Consider the following 24193-nt stretch of genomic DNA (forward strand, 5'->3'; position numbering starts at 1 on the left):
CTACTCACATTGTTTTGTATTACCATTAAAATTTAATCAATCTGATTAAACAGGATGGAATATAATTAATCATTTTATACCTTTAGTGCTAAATAAATACAGCATGCATTATATTACAATTTTTCTTTTATTTCTAGGAATTACCGTTAGCGCCCAATTACCCAACGACACTGCCGTTAACAACATTGACAAACGTTTATTAATAATGCATCCAACCCAATCGACGATTGAAGTAATAGTAACCTTGCACGAAAAAGAATTACTCGACCTTGGTTCAAGTGAAGTGTTTGGTGTTTATCACAAGGATGAGAAATATGATTACGCACAATCGCATCGTATAATTGATACCTTGAGCAGCATTAACATGAAAATAGTTGCTATTGCTGACACACTATATGAAGATAGTCTGTATTGCCAGAACGCCTGCTCACAGACTTTTATGAAACTTTTTACAGAAAGCAATGGAGCCATTTTTTTTGGAGGTCCTGATATCCCCCCAACAATCTATGGTGAAGAAGCGCATTCAAGAACGATTGTCAGCGATCCTTATCGCCATTACTTTGAGGCTTCCTTTTTATATCATTTGCTTGGCGGCTATCAAAACAATGAATACACGCCGCTTATTGCTCAAAAACCTGATTATTTCATCAATGGTATTTGTTTGGGTATGCAGACTATGAATATTGCAACTGGCGGAACATTAATACAAGACATACCAGATGAGATATACAATAGTGATGAAAAGAAAGGATTAAAGCATCTGGAAAAAAACGAAATTCATCGAAACTACTACCGACACACTCACCCTCATTTAAAAAGAAAGTTAAGTGGTTCGTATTTTCACAGCATTTCATTTGTCGATTTCTTCTTTCCTGATCTGCTAGAAATAACATCAGATACCGCTCCAATGGTTAATAGTTATCACCACCAGGCTGTTGAAACATTAGGGAAAGGGTTTAAGGTAAGTGCCACTTCGGAAGATAAAAAGATTATAGAAGCCATGTTTCACGTTCATTACCCCAATGTATTTGCTGTTCAGTTTCACCCCGAAAGAGTTGGCTTGTATAAAAGTGATAACAAATACCAGTTTACTCCTAAGGGTAAGCAGAAATACCTATACGAATGGATCGATGAGGAAAGCATGGATTTTCACATAAAATATTGGCAAGCCATCAATATAATTTGGAATCAAAAGTTATAGTTTAGCTTTACTAGCTATCAAGCCTCTTCATTAATCGTTCAAGTTGAAAGTAGCATTGTAGCATTACTAGTTTTTTTATGCGTACTTTTGCGTTTTGATACATTTCGGAGGACACTTTGTTCGTACTCGAAATAAAAAGACAGAAAATGATATTTGAAGAACTGGGTATTTTCGAACCCATATTGAGAGCTTTAAAAGCTAAGAACTACACGGAACCAACACCTATTCAGGCAAAATCGATACCACTTATACTTGAAGGAAATGATTTATTAGGCGTAGCCCAAACAGGAACCGGTAAAACGGCTGCCTTTGCTATTCCAATTATTCAAAAAATTCAGAAATTAATTACCAATGGAAGAGGAAGACCAAAAATAAAGGCTTTAATAATTACACCAACTAGAGAATTGGCCATTCAGATTGATGATAACATCAAAGGTTATAGTAAAAATACAGATGTAAAGCACGCTGTTATTTTTGGTGGTGTTCCACAAGGCAAACAAGTAAATCAACTAAAACAAGGCGTACATATATTAGTGGCGACTCCAGGGCGCCTACTCGACCTCATCAGCCAAAAGCATATTAACCTGGATGCAATCAAGATTTTCGTTCTTGATGAAGCGGACCGTATGCTGGACATGGGTTTCATCCATGATATAAAGAAGTTACTTAAAATACTTCCTACCAAACGCCAGTCGCTGTTTTTCTCAGCAACAATGCCATCTAATATTGTTCAGTTATCAAGAACGATATTGGATAATCCCAAACGAGTAGAAGTCAGCCCTGAATCAACAACGGCTGAAACCATAAAGCAATACTTGTACTACACCAATAAAAACGATAAGAAAGATTTACTGATTCATATTTTGAAGGATCAGAAAATAAAGCAAGTTTTGGTGTTTTCACGAACCAAACATGGCGCAGATAAGATTGCACGTAATCTTAAAAAGCATAAGATTGAAGCTGCAGCTATCCATGGCGATAAAGCTCAGAATCAACGCCAAAAAGCTTTGACTCAATTTAAAGCTTCACAAATTAGAGTTTTAGTAGCTACTGATATTGCTGCGCGTGGTATTGATATTGACAAATTGCAGTACGTTATCAATTACGATATTCCTAATATACCTGAAACATACGTACATCGTATTGGCCGCTCGGGACGAGCAGGTGAAGAAGGAGTTGCTTTGTCCTTATGCGAACCAGAAGAAAATGTGTACGTACGCGACATTGAGAAATTAATCAAGAAGAAGATAGACGTTGTTAGAGATCAACCTTATATTCAGACTGACAAACCAATGAATGCGTCTCAGAGAAAAGATGCTGAAAAGGAAAAGCAACGTAAGAAGCAAGAATTCTTTGCCAATAGAAAGAAACAGCAGGGCGGATCATCAAAAAGAGCTCCTAAGGCAAAGGGAACAGGTAAAAAAATTAACAGGCGGAGGTAATTTCCGTTCTTCTGATATGTAAAATAAAAACCTTTTAAAGTATAGCTTTAAAAGGTTTCATTTTTTATTTTTGATTTTAATTTCATCAAACATCATAACCATGAACCCTAACCGCAAAATTAAAATCCTCAACTCAAAGTCATTGTTACTTCTCTGTTCTATTATGCTTGTTAACTTTGCAATTAATGCACAAGGCACAGTTAAAAATAAAGAGCATAAAACTATACCAATAATAGATTATAAAGCTAATGCTGATTTTAATGATTTGATTCGATCAGCATTCTTCATTAACCCCTATTCTGACTACCTATTAATATCTAAAGATTCTTCTGAGATACGCTCTATTGATCTCATATTTGGAACAAAACATTGTAAACCTTTAAATATTGACTCTCCTTTTAATAATTTAATTCCGCAAAGCACACTAGAGCTTGATAGTGTCTTTTTCTTAAATTTTAACAACGATTACAAATTTGTGAATTGGACCTATCATATCTATGGCCAAATAAAAAACAATCAAATAAAGTTCTACAAAGGAGTAAATAATATAGGCTTAAGTTTTCAAGAATTAATAGAATCCGAATTTAGCTCTATTGATAGCTTTAAAGCATTTTCTCAAGAAAAAGCGTACAATGAGATAAATTACAATATTTACAACGGAATATATCCATTGGACACTAAGAATGCAATTACATTCTTAAAAAACAGCTATTCCTTTTATGCGGATTGTTACAATGATAATACAAGCCAAATAGCAAAAAAACTAATTTCTTTCATTCATCAATCAATTAAATTAAATGACATACAGTCAATAGAAATAGAACAGCTTTTGAAAAATTGTATAATTAATAAACATGAATTTAACATCAATCGATACGATCCTGATTGGTACAAAAGCAAACACCTTTACTTGTGTGGAATTTCTGATTATACAGACTGCATTAAAAGCTCTCTTAGTGACGATCAATTATTTCAATTAAGACAAAAAACACAACAAGAAGCGTACTTGCGTACTCAATATTATTTGTACCTCGTTAGAACAGAAAGAGATAATCGCTCAGTTGATAATTGGAACTTTTACGATGATGTAAAGAGATTCGCTATCATTAAAGACGTAGTCGAGAACAATTAATTTTGACAATAATTTAGGATACAAAACAATTGATAAATGAGTGACAAACAGATAATAGAACTGCTTAACACCAAGCTAAGGCGACCATTGAAGTTACAAAAGAAACTCACTTGGTTTTTGAAAGGATATTGTATTAATGAGCTTGGGAATGTCATTCAACTTAATTTGTTTAAATCTCAATTTGATGGTCAGATTCCTGATGAAATTTTCGAACTAAAACACCTTGAACACCTCGATATTAGAGAAAACAACATCAATGAAGTGTCACCCAAAATTGCGCAATTATCAAAACTGCAATACCTCGATCTTAGAAATAATGATATCAAAGAGCTGCCATCGGGCTTCAATAGCTTAGGTTCTTTGACAAAGCTTTATCTAGGACATAATCAATTTACATCAGTTCCAACCTGCCTGGCCGAACTTAATAAACTTGAGCTTCTTGATATTAGCGAAAATAACATTGTCGAATTGTCAGAACAGCTTCTGGCATCCAACTCCATTAAAAAACTCTACCTCAACAATAATGAACTTTCTCATTTCCCTTTCGACCAATTGAGAACTAAACATCTGGACGAATTAGTCTTAATAGACAATCCGCTAACAAGCACGCCAAAGGGTTTTGAAGGAAAGGTTACTAAACTATTGTATTAAAAAAGCGCCACATTCAGATGAATACGGCGCTTAATTATTTCAATTAATAATTTTATCTAATCGGCTTTGTCCTTCCAAGCTTATCTAGCAATCCTGAATAACTATAGCTTATTACTATTTCGTGACTTCCTTTATTAAAAGTGCTAAGTTCCGAAAGCGTAAAATCGTAAGAATAACCAATAAATAACTCTGAATTGATTTTCATATTAGCCAGAATAGCGACAGCATCACCAAAACGATACGATGCACCTAACCAATACGTATCCTTATAAATGCCTTGAACGGCCAGATCGGTTGAAGGTGGTGCTCCACTTACCATTTTGTTTATAAATGAAGGGCGTAGTTTCCATTGCTTATCAATATCGAAGGTATAACCAGCCATAATGTAGTAGTGCTGCGAAACCTGTGCAAATACATTTCCACCCGACTCCATCTCAGAATTATCTAAACGATTCGCTATCATACGAGGCACGGAAAAACCAGCATAGAATTTATCATCGTACAAATACACACCAGCTCCAACATTAGGTTGCATCTTTCTTTCAATTTGTCCTTGAAAAGAAGGGTCATTACTTGCGCCATCCAACAACAAACCATCTAAACCAACATAGTAATTGTAGATACCTGCCTTGATACCAAATGATAATTTCATTGTATTAGTAACTTGCAAACGATAGGCATAGTTAAAGTTGAAATAGTAATTCTTAACAGGCCCAACATTATCAGCTACCAAGGACAAACCAATGCCCATATCGAGATTAGTAAATGGCGTTTGTGCTGCAAACGAATAAGTTTCGGGAGCACCATCCATACCAGCCCATTGCAAGCGTGATAACAAGGTCATGTTTAAAGTTTCGTCAACACCTGTGATTGCAGGATTGACTGACATGGCATTAAACATGTATTGTGTATAAAGTGGTTCTTGCTGAGCTAGTACCTTAAGCGGAGATAGCAATACCAGCATTAAAAACACTTTAAGTACAGATTGATATTTAGTTTTAATCGTATTCATTCTATTCTTATTAGGTCAGGTTAGACTATCGGTTAAGGTAAATGTATCCGTTAAATTGTTGGTTGATTTCTTCAACAGTAATGATGTAGAAATATGTTCCAACTGGTAAATCTTCGCCGATGGTTCCTCCTACGTTGGCAGTTCCGTTCCAGCTATTATCATATACATCCATTTTATAGATGACATTACCCCAGCGGTTAAATACTTCAAAGCTCACCTTTTTATATTGATCCAACCAAGGAATTACGTATTCGTCATTGATGCCATCATTATTTGGCGAAAAGCCTTTGGATAAAGGTAAATCATCGTAACACTGATCAGCATCAATAAAGTTAGCTACACCATCTTCATCACAATCACCTAAACCTTCTTCTCTATCAGATATACCGTCACCATCACTATCTAAATCCAGGTAGTTCGGTTCACCATCACCATCCACATCTTCATCACCTTCTATATCATCAGGCAAGGTATCACCATCAGTATCCTTCACACTTACGGATATATCAACATTAGCCACCGCACATTTTGAATTAGCAGCATCATCACAAACCTGATAAGTAAAAAAGTCATCGCCTGTGAAATCAGCATTTGGTGTATATTCAAAACTTCCATCGCTATTAATAAGCACTTGCCCATTGGCTGGTGCCACTAATGGAAGTACATTAATCACTAGCATATCACCATTTGGATCAGAATCGTTATCTAGTAGATTTTGACCACTCAAGACCTCATTACGTCCCATTTCAAACACATCATCCACAGCAATAGGTGCTTCATTGGTATCAGGTGCTTCTGTAATAGTTAAACTTACTCTACCAGTTACACATGCTTGTGGTGTGCCATTATCACAAATGCTATACTCAAAGAAGTCGTTACCTACATAGTCGGCATCGGCAATGAATTCATAAGTTCCATCGGCATTAATAGTTAAAGTACCATGTAAAGGTGCCGTTGTTGGTGTAATATTGATTGTTATCACATCACCTTCTACATCAGTAGCAGCCACTAACAAGTTTGATCCTTGAACTGTTTCACCTTGCTGAACACTAACAGGTATATTATCATTATTCAAAGTTGGAGCGTCATTAACCGCATTAACCGTAAGAGTTACGGTAGCAATCGCACAATCATTTTCAACATCGCATACTTGATAATCAAAAGTAACTACGCCATTGAAATTAGCATTTGGAGCTACCCTAAAGGTTTTATCTCCATTAAGTGATACAAATGCATTAGCTGGCTGTGCCACTAAATTAATGTTAATCGGTGTATCTTCAAGTCCCGAATCATTGGCTAATACATCAATATCAATTGATTCATCCTCAAGTGTTTCAGCCTCATCATCAACCAAAACAGGAACTGGATTGAATACATCATTATCGTTGTTCGACACTGAAATATTCGTTGATAAACCATGGAAATTAACATCTGACAATGCATCGTTCACAGCTACATTTAAGGTATATGTGATGTTTCCATCCACTTCATCATCATCAATACCCGTTACCGTTACAGTTTGTACTTCATCCCAAGTAGCACTTGTGAATGTTAATGATGTTGCTGAGAGTGAACCTTCAGTTTCATCTAGTCCACTTATCTCAACTACCACATCACTTTGTGGTTGAGCTTCCAGAACAACAGTAAATACATCGGATATACCTGCTTCGGATGTGATGGTTATAGCATCAGTCTCTTCCACAATCCATCCCGGTGAATCATTATCAGTAATATTTAAGTGAGCTTCTCTACTGGCATCCACAGCACTATTTGAAGCCGATAATTGTATACTTGCATATTCTGCCCCTTCAACCAAGTCATCTTCGAGTGTTTGAACTTCGAATGAATGGGTTTCGTTAGTCGCTCCAGTAAATGTTAATTGACCACTTGCTGCCGTATAATCAACACCAGCTACAGCACTTTCATCATTCACACTATAATCAACAGTAAATCCATCAGTTACGCCTTTTGACAGACTCACTGTAAAGGTAGCTTTACCGCCTTCATCAATTGTCACATCATCTATCAATAAACTTGTGGCATCTTCATCGTTAATGGTGATGCTTGCCTGATCATCGGTATTAACTAAACTCGATGTACTTGCAAAGTTAATTGTGAAATCTTCAAAACCTTCCACTAAATCATCAGGATTGGTAGCAACTGTTATTGTTTTGGCTTCAGTTCCAATTAAAGTTATGCTAGAAGGCGTATTGTCATAATCACTTCCACCAATGGCACTGCCATCAACAAAGCTGTAGGTAATCTCAACATCACCCTGAACAGCTTTATCCAAACTCAAAGTAAAGTTTAAGGATTCACCTTCATTCACTGTTTGATTCTCAAATACCAGCTTAGCTACTCCATCGTTATCACTAATGCTTACTTCACCTGTTCCCGAAGTGCTTACAAGGGTAGACAAAGTGCTAATGCTAACATTTAATAATTCGGTTGGCTCAACAAGTACATCGTCGATGGTTGCAACTCTTATTTCCTGGGTTTCACCAGCAATACCTGTAAATATAATGGCATCACTTATGCTTGTATAATCTCCTACGCTAAGCGCAGTACCATCAACAGTAAGGTAATCAATAGTAAATCCATCCTGAACACCTTTATCCAATGATAAAGTCAAAACAGCTTCTTCTCCCTCAACAACGCTTACCTGATCGATTGTAACAGTAGCTATACCATCGTTATCATTGATGGTTGCTATCGTTTCGGCATCAGGAATAATCTTAGTATTCGTTGAACTTAAGTTAAGCGTAAATGTTTCCAGCAACTCTACGACCTCATCATCAACTATATCTATTTCGATTAACTGTACTTCGTTCCTATTACCAATAAAAGTAACAATGCCCGAAGCATCAACATAATCATCGCCAGCAATAGCAGTAGCTGCACTTAGGTTATAATCGAGCTCAAAACCTCCAATAACATCATTGCTTAAGGTAAGGGCAAACACTGCCTTGTCACCTTCCGATACAATAACACTATTAACCGAAACAGTGGTTACATCATCATCGGTAATGGTTGCTATTATTGAAGCGTCGGCATCAACCAAACTGTTACTTGAACTTAAATCTATAGTAAATTGCTCATCGCCTTCTACAATATCATCGTCAATTCCGCTTACAATAAACTCTTGACTCTCGTTTTCGGTTCCAACAAAATATAAGGTTGAAGGTAGGGCATCAAAATCGACACCTGAAATGGCAGTACCATTATTAATTACATAATCTACTTCGAATCCACCTTGAATAGCCTTATCGGCTGTCACTACAACTGTTGTCTGTCCAACCTCATTAAACGATACATTCTCCACAATCAGTGAAACAAGACCATCATTATCTGTGATATTAATCTCACCCGTACCATTTGTATTTACTAATGTAGAAACTGTGCTGATATTCACATCAAACAGTTCACTTGACTCAACAAGTGCATCATCTATTGTTGAAACTCTAATCTCCTGTGTTTCTCCAGCTATTCCTGCAAAAGCAACAGCATCACTAATGGTTGTATAATCTGAACCTCCAAGTGCTACACCATCAACAGTAAGGTATTCAACACTAAATCCACCTTGAACAGCTTTATCGAGGGTTACTGTTAGAACAGCATCGTCACCTTCAGCAACACTTACCTGATTGATTGTTACTGTTGCCATTCCATCATTATCTTGAATGCTTGCAGTGGTTTCTGCATCAGGAGTTACTTTGGTGTTTGTTGTTGATAAATTAAGAGTGAATGATTCAGATAATTCCACAACTGCATCATCAACTAAATCAATTTCTACTAATTGAACCTCATCCTTATTTCCAAGGAATGTAACAGTACCCGAAGCATCAATATAATCATCTCCTGCAATGGCAGTTCCTTCGCTAATAGTATAAGCGATGTCAAATCCACCTACCACATCGTTGCTCAAGCTTAAGGTAAATATTGCCTTCTCATCTTCAGATATGCTTATATCTTCAACAGTGACAGTCGTTACATCGTCGTCGGTAATTGTAGCTGTTATGGTTGCATCGGCATCAACCAAAGCATTGCTTGAACTAAATTCAACACTAAAGTTCTCATCACCTTCTACAATATCATCATCGATACCACGTAGAACAAACTCTTGACTTTCATTTACTGTTCCGGCAAAATAAATAGTGGATGGTACATTTTCATAATCAGTATCGCCAATAGCAGTGCCATCATTGAGCATATAATCGAGCTCAAATCCGCCTTGAATTGCTTTATCTGATGTAACAGTAACAGTAGTCTGGCCATTCTCAGCAAGACTAACGTCGCTAACTGAAAGTGCAACTAAACCATCGTTATCAACTATGCTTGCTTCAGCACTTGCAGGTACATCAAGTAAAGCATGTGCCGTCGTCAGATTAAGGGCGAACGCCTCACTTGTCTCCACGATAGCATCATCGGTAACATCTATGGTAATGGTTTTTGAATCGTTAACCGTTAAACCATCAAAATCAATGCTTCCAAGTTGAGTATCGTAATCCGATCCGGCAATCGCTTCAATATCTGAAGTGCTATAATTAACAGAAACACCACCCTGTACCAACTTATCTAAAGTAAGTGTAAATACAGCTTGCTCATTCTCGTTAATCTCTAGGTCAGCAACAGTTATTGTTGCTCTACCATTGGCGTCATTAATAGTTCCAGTTGCGGTATCATCATCTTCAACTAAAGCTTTTGATGATGTTAAAGTAACCGTGAAATCTTCTACTCCTTCAACTATACCATCGTTGGATGTTGAAATGGTAAATTGCTGAGTTTCATTTGCCGTTCCAACAAATGTTAGTGTTCCACCTGTTACATCTGAATAGTCAGAAATAGAAGCAGTACCAGGCACTATGGTGTAATCAACCGTTAATCCTCCAACAACCTCTTCAGATAAAGTAACTGTAAATACCATGTCATTCCCCTCAGTAGCAACTACATCTTCAACCAATAGGTTAGCCGTATCTTCATCTATTATAGTAACTGTTGATTCGGCATCACTCACAACCAATGGTGAAGAAGTGGTATACGCTACAGTAAATGTTTCACTTCCTTCAACCAAGGCATCATGGTTGGCAGTCACTGTAAATGTTTGAGGAGTTGTTCCTGATAAAGTAACAGAACCACCCGTAGCATCATAATCCGTAGAGGCATCGGTAGTAACATCATTAAAAGTGTAATTAACCACTACATCACCTTGCACTTCTTTATCGAGACTTAATGAGATAGTATTCGTTCCGCCTTCACTAACCGTTGCATTGCCAACAATTAAAGTAGCCACTCCATCGTTATTACTTATTGTTACTTCTCCAATTCCACTTGTGGCAATTAAAGGATTAGCTGTAGATATTTGTACATTAAAAGTTTCATCAGCCTCAACTACTGCATCATCAATGGTAAATAAAGTAATCGTTTCTGTTTCGCTAAGGGTACCATCAAAATGAATGGAGCTAACTATCGTATTATAGTCGGTGCCGGCATTAGCTGTTGCATCTGCAGTTGAGTAAGAAATATCAAAACCACCTTGAACTGCTTTATCTGATGATAAGGTCAATATAGCATCCTCACCTTCATTCACCGTCACTGTATTAATAGTAACTGTAGCTTGTCCATCATTATCGTTAATACTTGCAAGTGTACTTGCAGTTGGATTAACTTGCGCATGAACGGTTGATAAGTTCAACTCAAATCCTTCTTGTCCTTCTACTATTGCGTCATCTACTGTTGCAATAGTAATCAGTTTAATCTCCCCTTCTGTTCCTGCAAAACTAACACTGCCTGAATCATCCAGATAATCAACATCAGAAGTAGCTTGTACAGCAGATAATGAATAATCAACATTTACTCCGCCAACAACTTCTCTTGTTAATACCAATGTATACACCACATCTTCACCTTCATTAACAGTAACTGGCGTAACAGTAATTTGTGCTTCATCATTATCTGTTATTTCACCACTTGCTTCAGCATCTGTGTTTACCAGAGTTGATAATGAGCTCAGTTGTATTGTAAAGTTCTCTGTTGGTTCAATTATATTATCTTCAATGGCAGCAATACTAAACTGTACTGTTTGATTGGCACTTCCATCAAAATTTAAGGTTTGATTAGCTGGTACTGAATAATCAACACCTGCAAGGGCTGATCCATCAACTAAACTAAAGTCAACATCAAATCCACCCTGAACAGCCTTATCAACGATAACAGAATACGTTCCTGCTCCATCTTCAGCAAATACAGCATTGTTTATGCTTAAAGTGGCCACTCCATCATTATCGCTAATTGTAGCAGTTGCTTGTGCTGGAACATCAACTCGCAAATTACTCGTTGACATATCCAAAACAAACGTTTCATTTTCTTCTACAATAATATCATCATTTACTGTAACACTTACAGTTTGTGTTTCATTTAAGTCGCCATTAAAATTAATCGTACCTGAATTAGCCAAATAGTCTGATCCGCTTACGGCACTGCCATCAGCAGTTGCATAATCAACACTAAAGCCTCCTTCAATAGCTGTATTTAATACTAAGGTAAATACGGCATTATTTGCCTCATCAATGGTAATAGCGTTGACCGTCACGCTCGCATTTCCATCATTATCATTAATGGTTGCAACTGCTTCGTTATCGATAGTTACCAATGCATTTGAAGTACTTAAGCTTAATCTGAATGATTCGGCTTGTTCAACTATGGCATCGTCAATTGTATTAACATCAATAGTGATAAGCTCATTCTGTGTACCCGTAAAAGTTCGTTGTCCTGACACCACGGTATAATCATCTACTGATGTGGCAGTAATTGCTTCAAGTAGATAATCAACCACAACTCCATTGGCCACATTATTGGATAATACCAACTCAAATGATGCTGTTTCACCTTCGGTTACACTTAAATCAGCTACTGAAATATTAGCCGCATCGTTATCGCGTATTGTTCCTACAGCAGTAGCACTGGCGTCAACCAGGGCATGTGTTGTAGATAATGTGACATCAAAAACCTCATCAATCTCTACAATATTATCATCCGTTGCAGCTATTGTGAAATTAATTGTCTGGTTTGCTGAACCATCAAAAGAAAGTGTTCGGTTGACTGGCACCACAAAATCGGTACCTGCTATTGCTTGATTACTCACCAAAGTATAGTCAACATCAAATCCTCCTTCAACAGCTTTATCAACACTTACCTGGAATGTTCCTGAGCCATTTTCATCAAAGCTCACATCCGAGATTGATAATAAAGCAGTACCATCATTATCCGTAATGCTTGCAGTTGCTTGCGGTGTTACATTTACCAAAGCATTGGCACAACTAAGGTCAAGCATAAAGTTCTCGCTTGCCTCAACAACGGCATCATCACTAACAGCAACAACTACTTGATGTGTCTGAGAATTATTGCCTGAAAACACAAGATTGCCTGATTGTGTGGTATAATCATTACCCGAATTGGCAGTTCCATTTTGTGTTGCATAATCAACCGTAAACCCACCTTGAATATGCTTATCAAGCGATAGGGTAAATACCGCATCCTGATTTTCATTAATGCTAACGTCTGCCACAGTCACCATTGCCAAACCATCGTTGTCATTAATGGTAACAATTGCTCTATCATCAGCTCCTACCAAAGCATTACTGCTTGTCATGCTCAATTCAAAAGTCTCTGATGCCTCAACTACATCATCATTGGTAGTTGGCACCGAAATAGATTCTGTTTCTCCTGCTGTACCTGCAAACACCACTGTTTGAGCCGTATTGGTATAATCGCTACCACCAGTGGCAGATATATCACTAAAATTAACTGTAATGGAGGTACCTCCTACAACAGCATTATTTAATGTAATTGTAAAATTAGCACTTCCTCCTTCAGTAACCGTTACATCATCAATGGTAACATTAACAGCATCATCATCAATTATAGTTCCTGTTGCAGTAGCCGTACTTTGTACTGACACATGTGAATCTGTCATGTTTAGAGTAAATGTTTCGTTACCCTCAACAATTGCATCATCAATTCCACTTATGGTAAACTCCTGGTATTCATTAGCAGAACCTGCAAAATTTAATGTTCGATTAGCTGAAACTGTAAAGTCGGTTCCACCTATTGCTGTTCCGTTAACTAAATTATAAGTTACAGAATAACCACCTTGCACTGCCTTATCGGCTGTGATTCTGAAGGTACCCGATCCATTTTCATCAAAGGATGCATTTGCTATGCTTAATACCGCCACTCCATCATTATCTGAAATGGTTCCTTCGGCGGTATCGCTGGCATCAATGGCCGTATTGGCAGTTGACAAACCAAGTGTAAAGGTTTCATTTAATTCAACTATGGCATCATCTGTTAATGGGATTTGAATTGTACGTGTTTGACCATTAACTCCAGTAAAGTTTATAGTTCCACTTGAGGCATTAAAATCCTGACCTCCAATACCTGTTCCATTAGTCAAGTTATAAGTAACATCAAAAGCATTGGCCACGGTTCCATTTAGAGTTACTACAAAATCAATGGTACCATCACCTTCGTTTGCTGACGCATTTGCAACACTTAAGCTAGCCGTATCATTATCGTTAATCGTACCAATGGCATGCCCTGAAACAGTTCCTGCCGTTGGCGCACTTAAATCCACTCTAAAGGTTTCAATATTTTCAACTATTACATCACCTACAATAGATATAGCTATTGTGGTTGTATTATTACCCGTTGTTATGGTTGCAGTTCCAGAATTTAAGGTATAATCTGCAGGATAGCTTGTACTAACATCTGTAATATCAAAATCAACACTTACATCACCAGCAACAATTGAAGATGAACTAATCGTAAACACAAGATTTGTATTACCACCTGTTCCTTCAGTTAAAGCTGCATCTGCAATGGTTAGCACAACATCACTATCGGTATTATTTACATTGATCGTTATTGTTGCATCGGTAGATGATAACTGAGAATCAATAGCTCGAATCACCAAAGAATATTGCTCTGTTGTTTCAAAGTCAATGGATGCACTGTTATTAACTGTAATTAAACCAGATGTTGGATGAATCGAAAATACAGATCCTGTATTACCCGAGATAATCGAATAATTAATTGGCTCCCCATCTATGTCGTTATCGGTTCCGGTAAGCCCATCGTTAATATTAATAATCGACGTACCATCAATAGCGTCTTCATTAACCGAAGCTGTTTGGTTTTGAATATTAGGATCGTCATCTGCGGCAGATACATTAAGTGAAAAGGATTCACTACCCGACCAAAATTCACCATCAGACGCAGACCATGAAAAAGCTGTGGCTCCATTCCAATTTGCACTTGGCACAAAGGTGATAGAACCCAAGTTTGCTGCATCTATTACTTGTCCATTTGAAATAGGCACACCTGAAAGTTGCAACTCACCAGTTGAAGCATTTGGTACCGCATCAATACGAATTTGTGATAATGCATCGTTTTCCACATCGGTAAAAGCATCGGTAAAATTACTGGCCGCAAAAATTAAGTTATTATCTTCTGTGCCATTACTACTGGTTACAGTAATTCTAGGCGGATCGTTAGTAGCAGTTACTGTTATATTAACATCAGCCGTTACACAAGCTTGTGGGGTTTGATCATCACACACCTCAAACGAAAAGCTATCAGAGCCATTGAAGTTAGCATTTGGTGTATAGGTAAATGAGCCATCTGAATTAATAACTAAAGTACCATTACTTGGGTCGCCTCCACCAGCCAATGAAGTACTCAAATTACCTCCATCATCATCCGAAGCACCACTCAATAAATTACCCACTAAGTCAGTATCTTCTGCAGTTGTTTCAGTTAATGAAGAAACTGTAGGGATTAAATTAACACCAATGGTAGCTGTATTATTCATATTAACAGTGCAATTACCATTATCACCTGTTATTGTAAATACATTAGAGGAAGCAGTTAGGGATGAAACCGGTATTGTTAATACAAGGTCGTTTCCTGCTGTAGCATTAGAACCGCTATCAATTACGTCACCATTGCCATCTAACGCAGAATAAGTAATATCTTGCTCTGCGGATGTAATGGTAATAGTACCAACATTCCCCTCTAAAACATTACTTCCTGTTATGCTTAAGTTGGCATCCAGCATTTGAACAACTGAAACTGAAAATGCCTGTGAAGTATGCGAACAACCTTCTTTCTCAACATACAAGGTGTAATTACTGTCATCATGACCTAAAGTCATATTAGGTATTTCAAGTACCTTCTGAGAACCTATTTGTGTTGAACCTCTGTACCAAGCGTATGATGTAGCTACTGTTTCGTCAGCACTTAATGATAAGGTTTCGCCCACACAAACATCAACATCACCAGTAAAATCTGTAGATGGAGCAATGGATACAACAAAGTCTTTTGTTGTAGAGCACTCATCTGTAGTTACAGTTAACGAGTAAATCCCAGCATCAGCCAGACTAACATTTTGAATATCTAATTGATTACTTGTACTTAAAGTTGTTTCTCCTTTTTTCCATTCATAAGTTGAAGCACCAATTTCTTCAGCAGTCAGCAATAAATCGCCGTTAATACAAACTGACATATCACCGTTAATTACTACTGATGGACCTACATATATGGCAAACTCTTCAATGGTTTGCGAATATCCATCGTCAACCAAAACATATATAATAGCAAAACCTGATTGATCATTTACTGGCGTAATATTTAAATACCTTGTGGCTCCAGTACCCGTTACTTCAATATTATTATTTTCAACAAAAGCCGGATCATGCGAATAGGCAATCACGGTTAAGTCTTCGGCTGGCGTTTCAGCCCCATCACCCACCGTAATTGGGTGATTCGTTAAACCTGTATTAGTACATATATTCTCATCGCCAATGGCACCAATGGTTGGCGCCGTATTACTAACCAAATTAACGTAGTTTGATTGCAACGAGTAATTATCTACGTTGGAAGCTTTGAACTCGAACTGAATGGTTCCACCAAAATCATTAACTGGTGTATAGGTTAAATTAGGAATATCAGCAGCCGTTATTTCTTGTCCATCACTCACTAAGGATCCATTAACTCTTAATTCTCCTTGTGAAGGAATATTAACCACCTCAATCATGGTCAAAGGCAGGTCATTCGGATCGTAATATTTATCGGAAAAATCACTAAGTGCAAAAGTTAACACCTCATTAATGGCACCAACCTTAATCACATTACCTATAACAGGTGCTTCACCATTAACACACTTGGTTGTGCTTGTAGTTACCTCAAAATTAATGGTTGACATACCTAAATCAATGGCATTAAACCACGAGTTGAAGGTTGTATTATTTCCATTATAATTATTTCCATTGTAGGTCCATACTCTTGGAATGTGATTATTAATTACCAATTGATCCTGAGCAGTTTCCGCCATGGTTCCAGAACCTTGATCACCCCATAAGCCCACATTGGTATCGTCCCAATAAAGTGTAGGCCCTAATTTATTAAACGGACGTATTGAGTATGTTGAGATACCACTTAAGCTTTCCACATCGTACAATGGAAAATGAGCAGGACCTCTACCTAAAAAAGTAGCTGAAGCTGAATAGACGCCGTCGTTAACTTCCACTCCATTATCATTTTTAAAATCCCATAACACGAAATTTTCGCCCTGTTTCAGATCTAATTGAAGAGCCCGGTCTGATCCACTTGTAGAATAACCGTTCCCATCCAGATCTAACAAAATAGTTGCAAAACCATCGATATTAGATGCAATTTTAAACATGGTTATACTTTCGTAGGCACATGCATCCATATTACGTTCCAACACAATAGTTGAAGGCGTAATGCTTAATTCCTGAGGATTACGATCATAATCATAGTCGAATAACAAATCATCATCGAACCAAACTTGTACTGTTGGCGGAGGCAAAGCTGTATTCTGCCATACCACTCTGTCCGGATCATTTAAAAATATTCGGTATTCAGAAATATTATCTGTGTTAGTTGCATCACCATCCACACTTTGAGCCTTCTGAATAACATTATCATTAACATCGAGTGATACACCATAGGAGTTCGCCACAAAGTTGAATGAATAAGGCTTCATTTCGTACTGTACCTTATTCACAAACTCATCGGCGGTAAAAACATAAAAGTTAGTTTTTACAGGATAATTATTAAAACTTGTGGTTGTAAATGCCCACCCTCTCGACCAAAGTCGACCAGCTGATATATTCGGATTACCAGAATTAGTTATAACATTATTTGACGCATCCGTAACGGTTACATCAAAAAACTCTACCGCAAAACGTCGATTGTAAGCATAATTACCTCCTGTGCCATACGAATATGCCCATGTTTCAAATTCTATATAATGGTTTCCAGAAGTTAATGCAGTATATGTTTGCGCATTGTAACCATTTGTTATTTCGGTTCCATTTAATGTAACTCCGTTGGGTCCGTTTACAGCAGCACTATAAGCCGAAATATAACCATTACCTGACTTAGGAAAAGCCCGCTCAGAATACACAACAGAACCTGTCTCATTTTTAATGCGAAATGATGTATAATCCGCCTTCCAGCTTCGATATTCCCCTCCAGAGTTTGCCATTTTCATACCAAAGTGCATGGTTTCTCCCGCATTTAAGTATATATATAAGCGCTCCTTGTCATCGGCACTATATGTAGCAAAATGCTTGTCGCTGCCTCTGTACATTTCTAACCAAAGTCGATCAGATTCGTTAGGCATAAACTGCTTAGTCCCTTCTTGAGCAAAAATGTTGCTACTTGCTAATAAGAGAACGTAAAGAAAGAATTTTAAAAAACGCATGTTCATATTCATAAGGCTGGTATATACAAAGTATTGGTCACAACTATGTCAGTTTTTACGGCACTACCTCTACAGAGTTACCCCTAACTAACAAGTATTGGATAAACAGACTAATAACTTATACTAGCGTAAAAAAAAAACTGATTAACGTGTTTATTTTCTTGAGAACAAAAAAACAAAGGCCGTTTGAACTAACTATCCAAACGGCCTTTACAATAACTATAATTTCATAAAACTTTAAAACACCCACCTAACATTTAATCCAAAACTATCGAAACCAAGGCTGGTATTATCTATTATTTCCAGATAAGGACGCCAATCGGCTCCAATCACAAGCGGCACTTCTCTAAAGCGATACTCTAAACCCAATTCTCCTAAAGCTCCAAGTTTAAAATCACTGGCAACAAACGTATAAGCACCAACACCTGCATACCAATTAAAAGCCTCTTCACCTAAGGGGCGATAAAGAAAATCCCATAAGGCATCAACACCCATTCCTTTATTCCCAAATGACACATCAGCATGTATACGGGTAAATTCGCCCAAGGCAAACACACCATCGATGGCAACATTTCCACCACTTATTTCACCAAAACGCAAACCAACTTCTTGAGCATTAGAATAAAACAAGGTACCACATAACAATGTGATAATAAAAAACAATTTCCTCATAACTTAGACTTTGAAAAGTTAAATAATAGCTTAAAATTAAAACGAATTTTTAACAAAAAAAATTTTCATCAATACAAAACCAATATAATAACCATTTAATATATGATTATTAATATCAAAATTGAGGTCGCACTGAAGATATGACACTAATTAGTTAATAAAACTAATGCCCAAACAGTTATACTATTCAGGCATTTACAATACATTCAAAAAATCACCTTATCCTACACCCTCTTTACCTTCACAATACCTTTTCGGTAAACATCAAGTAAACGATGTAAATTATTAATTTGCTCACGTAGGTTAGTTCCTATATCCGTATCACCTACACTAATTCGTCTGGTTCTATGCTCAATCATACTTCTGGTTGAAATAATATCTACTTCTTCCTGAATGGCTTTACGCTTTGATTCAAACGGTCTATGTTCTGCTAATATTAAACTGTACGAATCATAAATCAAGGTATAGCCAGCAATACCCGTAACCTTTTGGTATGGTTTTGACATCCCACCATCAATCACAAACAGCTTACCTTCAGCTTTTACAGGACTTTCACCTTTGGTTACTTTAACAGGCACATGCCCATTTACAATGTGCGACACTTCAGGATCAAGACCAAACTCTTCAAGTATACGGCAGCACGTTGCCTTATCGTCCCTTAACTTATAATAGGTATTGCTTTCTTCTTTATGGGTTGTCTTATCATCGATAAAGTAACGCTCAAACGTTGCCATCTTCTTTTTACCAAACAGTGGCGAATTGGGTCCGCTCCACAAATACCACATATAATCTCTTGCTTTGATATTGTTTTCGCGGTGCTCACGATTAAAGTAAGCACGACGAGAAATCAAATCAAATTGATCACAGAGTACTTTACCCTTGTATTTCTTTCCAAATAAAGTCACTTCCTCAAAGCTTCCATCCGGTTTAAGCGGTATGCAACCATGATAAAGTAGATTAGAGTTATAAGCAAGATACGTGCTTCCCTTAGTGAATAAGGTTTTTATGTGTCGCTGAAGCTTCTCACTATTAATGAATGAGAAACGTAATTTATCAACTAACTCCTTTTCTTCCTTTGTTAATTCAGCAGGTTTTTTAGGGTTTACTGTCGGGAAGTTCTTATCATTTAATTCATATTCTTTGCCTTCAAGCGTGATGGTTCCTTTTTTGTAATCAATTTTATCGAGTAACAAACGGTCGTCCATTTCCATTTCAGGATTACGACGTATTATCTCTTCGGCCAACTTTAACTCAATAATCATAATGGCCTTGTGCATTTTACTTGTTAAGTTAATATGCGTTGAGCCAATATTCTCTGGTGGCGTATTTTTGGGAATAAATGGTTCGCACGGATCGTCAGCGTAGGCTTTCATAGCAAATGTAGCCAAAGGCAATAAGTTAATACCATAAGCATCTTCAATGGTATCTAAATTATTATAGCGCGCACTTAAACGAATAACAGCCGCAATACTTGCACGGATTCCTGTTGCCGCAGCCATCCAAACAATATCATGATTACCCCATTGCACATCTACCGAATGGTGATCTTGTATGGCATCCATCACCTTATCTGCATAAGGCCCTCTATCATATATATCTCCAATGATATGCAGACGATCAATTAATAATCGCTGAATAAATTTACTAATTGCTACAATGAAGTGATTGGCACGATCGACATCTATGATAGACTTTATAATGCGATCAAAATATTTCTCTTTTTTGGCGTTAGGCTCGTTTAACAATTCATCAATCACGTAAGAAAAATCATCCGACATAGCTTTTCTCACTTTTGATCGGGTATATTTATCGGCTGATACGCGTGCCACTTGAATCAATCGACGCAAGGTAATAGCGTACCAATTTTCCAAATCTTTTTCTTCCCTAATTATTATCTCCAATTTTTCTTCGGGATAATAAATAAGAGTGGCCAATTGCATCTTGGTTTTTTCGCTCAATGCATGCTCATAAACAGCATTAATCTTTTTCTGAACCATGCCCGAAGCATTGCGCAAAACGTGACTAAAGGTTTCATATTCGCCATGTATATCCGTCAGGAAATGCTCGGTACCTTTTGGCAAGTTTAATATGGACTCAAGGTTAATAATCTCGGTACATGCAGCCTGTACCGTTGGGAATTTTTCGGCAAGAAGATTTAAATACCTTAACTCATCTTCTCCGTAATTATTCTTTAATAACTCTTCATTTTCGCAATCCAAAACCATTTGTCTTAAAAATAAAAATGTGTACTGTTTATGTCTAAAAATGTAATACTAATGTTTTTTAACGACTCCTTAGATGAAAAATGTAAATATCTTTCATTTTCAAATATTTTTCAAGTATTATCTACTCATTTTGTAGGTTTACCCTTGTAATACAAGCTTTTTATAGAGTTACAATTCGTAACAAACAAAGGAAACAATTGTTGAAAGTTTCGAAACAATTGGGACATTGAAATAGAAACTCCTTCCCTTCATATAAAAGTAAACACAACTATAAAAACCATCATTACCAAATGATAACAACTCTCTTTTCCGTCAAGCTCGGTATTAACGTTTGGTAATGACACGTTTTCTTCATTGCACAAGGCATTATCATTTAATAACGGCTTTCTTTTAGCTTATGCAGCCCATCATCAAATAGTAATGAACCACTAACCCGAGTTCGACATAAAATCCTTATCTTTAGATAAACCCCCTTTAATTAACTTTTATGACTGCATCAACTCACAAGCTCGATCACATAGCAATTTCGGTTAAATCACACATGCTACTGAGGCAATTACTGAGAGAAAACCCAATTCTGGAAGAGATAATGCAAAATGCGCGAAATGAAACCGAAGTATTGGTTGGCGTTCGAAATTGGATTTTGGAAGAAATAAAGAAGAATAAGAATACCTACCATTTCTATAAAAGAGAAAAGCATGGAAGAGAGGCATTTGAGAAATTAAGCTGGAAAGATTTTGCAGCCATCCGAATTTTGGATTACATCGATAATGCCGGTCGAGAGTTTGAAGATCCGAACCTAAGAGGAGAACTGGCCATAAGTAATCCTATACACCTAATTTGGCTTGCTGTAACCCATGGAACAGGTGGCGCAAAACCTTCTTTCTTTAAGGATATGCTAATGCTTTTCAGGCAATTCAGTGGAGAATACAAAAGAAACACCCCATCGAAGGAACAGGTTGAAGAATGGATGGACAGATGGTGCTCTGGGCTGGATCCTCGAATTATTAAATTGAGAGAAGAAAATAAGGAACGCATTATTAAGATCATCATTCAGAAAATTGATAAAGGTGAAATAACGCATAGCAAATTTTCTTTTCCTGCAGGCTTATCTCAAGAGCAAAAATACCTGAAAGCACTGGAATGGTGGGAAGATCAACTCTTTCATTTAAAATTTGCCGTCAAATCACCAGACTTATTAAACGAACTACTGGACAACTCGCTCGACCCCGATACAATGAAAGTTTTATATGAGGCAGAGGCTAAGGGCATTCCATTTTTCGTGAACCCTTATTACCTTTCATTATTACACGTAAGGGTTCCGTATTTTGCTGTGGGAGCAGATTTAGCCATTCGTTACTATGTTATTTACAGTCAGAAATTGGTGGATGAATACGGCAATATTGTTGCCTGGGAAAAAGAGGATAAGGTAAAACCAGGTGAACCCAATGCTGCAGGTTGGTATTTGCCAAACGATCACAATATCCACAGACGTTATCCTGAGGTAGCCATCCTTATTCCTGATACCATGGGGCGAGCATGTGGTGGCTTATGCGCTTCGTGCCAACGCATGTATGACTTTCAGCGGGGTAATCTAAACTTTAACCTGGATAAATTAAAACCTAAGGAAAGCTGGGATGAGAAACTTGATACCCTATTGGATTATTTTGAGAAGGATTCGCAGTTGCGCGATATTTTAATCACCGGTGGCGATGCCCTAATGAGTTCAGATAAATCGTTGGCTAAAATTTTGGATCGGGTTTACACAATGGCAGCTAATAAGGTGGCAGCTAACAAAAGTAAACCGGATGGTGAAAAACACGCCCATATACTCCGCATCAGGCTCGGAAGTCGATTACCAGTCTATTTACCTCAACGCGTTACACCCGAATTAGTAAAAATACTTGGTGATTTTAAAAAGAAGGCTGCTAAAATAGGCGTACAGCAGTTTTTTATGCAAACACATTTTGAATCGCCAATGGAGGTAACACCTGAAGCTCGCAATGCCATAAAATTATTAATGTCAGCCGGATGGACGGTTACCAATCAGCATGTATTCATAACTGCTGCTTCACGGCGAGGGCATGCTGCTAAGCTCCGCAAGGTTTTAAACGAAATTGGCATTATCAACTATTATACGTTCAGTGTGAAAGGCTATATGGAGAATAGTTTCAACTTTGCCACTAACGAGAGAGCAGTGCAGGAACAAATGGAAGAAAAGGTTATAGGTAAAATTCCTGAAAAGTATTATTCTACTATAAAAGAGTTTCCAAACAATGCAGGAGCCATTGAAAAAGAAATGGCTCAGTTAATGCAAGAAAGTGGTCTGCCATTTTTAGGAACCGACCGAAATGTACTTAATCTGCCAGGAGTAGGTAAAAGCCTTACATTCCGAACCATTGGAATAACGCGCTATGGCCGTCGAATATTGGAGTTTGAATTGGATCACACGCGAAAGCACAGTCCGATGATGAAACAAATGGACAAAGTGATTATTATAGAATCCAAATCGCTTAGTGGCTATCTTCGTCAGTTGGAAGACATAGGCGAGGAAACATCGGATTACGAAAGCATTTGGGGCTACTCTATTGGTGAAACAGAACAACGCATTCCAATTTATGACTATCCTGATTACGACTATAAACTCACCAATAATTACACAAACCTAAAGGAGGAAACTAGTTCTTAAAGTAGTCATTCCATAAAACTAAAAATGCTCATAAATCAAATGATTTATGAGCTTTTGTGTGTTGGGGTACCAGGACGATAGACCGATCTCGTAAAACACTTATTTGCTTCTTGTTATAATTTCATTTTTAATTAGGTCACCTACTTTCATAAATCATTATTTTTCAATTAAATACTACGCATTCTTATCTAAAATGCAACAAATTAAGTCACAATTAATTTTCTACCATTTTAATATGATGGTATTAAAAAGCAAATTGGGTGTGTATAAATTTATAAGCTAAACTTTTCATCAATTAATAATTATTTAAGTTATACATGAAGCATATCATTTTAGAGAGAGATATTTCATGTATATTTGAATGTTTTTCCTTATTCAATAC

Annotated in this window: 9 protein-coding genes; 5 read left to right on the top strand and 4 right to left on the bottom strand. The window is 37.1% G+C overall.

Annotated features, from left to right (window positions below):
- Positions 1–103 precede the first annotated feature (103 nt).
- The 4 genes from ACRD7B_RS10725 (at position 104) to ACRD7B_RS10740 (ending at position 4426) form a co-directional block, all read left to right on the top strand.
- A complete protein-coding gene (locus ACRD7B_RS10725) occupies positions 104–1201 on the top strand; it encodes a gamma-glutamyl-gamma-aminobutyrate hydrolase family protein (protein ID WP_430824550.1) in 1098 nt (365 codons plus the stop codon).
- A gap of 146 nt (positions 1202–1347) precedes the next feature.
- Entirely contained in the window at positions 1348–2643 is a 1296-nt protein-coding gene (locus ACRD7B_RS10730; protein WP_430824551.1) for a DEAD/DEAH box helicase, read from the top strand.
- A 163-nt stretch (positions 2644–2806) separates the two neighbouring features.
- Positions 2807–3775, top strand: a complete 969-nt coding sequence (locus ACRD7B_RS10735; RefSeq protein ID WP_430824552.1) for a hypothetical protein — start codon at positions 2807–2809, stop codon at positions 3773–3775.
- Positions 3776–3811: 36 nt separating this feature from the next.
- Entirely contained in the window at positions 3812–4426 is a 615-nt protein-coding gene (locus tag ACRD7B_RS10740; RefSeq protein ID WP_430824553.1) for a leucine-rich repeat domain-containing protein, read from the top strand.
- Positions 4427–4478: 52 nt separating this feature from the next.
- Here the strand turns inward: ACRD7B_RS10740 and ACRD7B_RS10745 are convergent, their stop codons facing one another.
- The 4 genes from ACRD7B_RS10745 to ACRD7B_RS10760 form a co-directional block, all read right to left on the bottom strand.
- Complete coding sequence (locus tag ACRD7B_RS10745; protein ID WP_430824554.1) at positions 4479–5438, bottom strand: PorP/SprF family type IX secretion system membrane protein; 960 nt, start codon at positions 5436–5438, stop codon at positions 4479–4481.
- A 25-nt stretch (positions 5439–5463) separates the two neighbouring features.
- Positions 5464–18225 (bottom strand): Calx-beta domain-containing protein, encoded by a 12762-nt coding sequence (locus tag ACRD7B_RS10750; RefSeq protein ID WP_430824555.1) that lies wholly within the window; start codon positions 18223–18225, stop codon positions 5464–5466.
- Between the two features lie 237 nt (positions 18226–18462).
- Complete coding sequence (locus ACRD7B_RS10755; RefSeq protein ID WP_430824556.1) at positions 18463–18897, bottom strand: hypothetical protein; 435 nt, start codon at positions 18895–18897, stop codon at positions 18463–18465.
- A 224-nt stretch (positions 18898–19121) separates the two neighbouring features.
- Positions 19122–21116: a fructose-1,6-bisphosphatase gene (locus tag ACRD7B_RS10760; RefSeq protein WP_430824557.1), complete on the bottom strand. Its 1995-nt coding sequence runs from the start codon at positions 21114–21116 to the stop codon at positions 19122–19124.
- Positions 21117–21609: 493 nt separating this feature from the next.
- On the opposite strand from ACRD7B_RS10760, the gene ACRD7B_RS10765 reads away from it, so the two are divergent.
- Entirely contained in the window at positions 21610–23811 is a 2202-nt protein-coding gene (locus ACRD7B_RS10765; protein ID WP_430824558.1) for a KamA family radical SAM protein, read from the top strand.
- Positions 23812–24193 lie beyond the last annotated feature (382 nt).

This window comes from Carboxylicivirga fragile, assembly GCF_050589805.1.
Classification (GTDB): domain Bacteria; phylum Bacteroidota; class Bacteroidia; order Bacteroidales; family Marinilabiliaceae; genus Carboxylicivirga; species Carboxylicivirga fragile.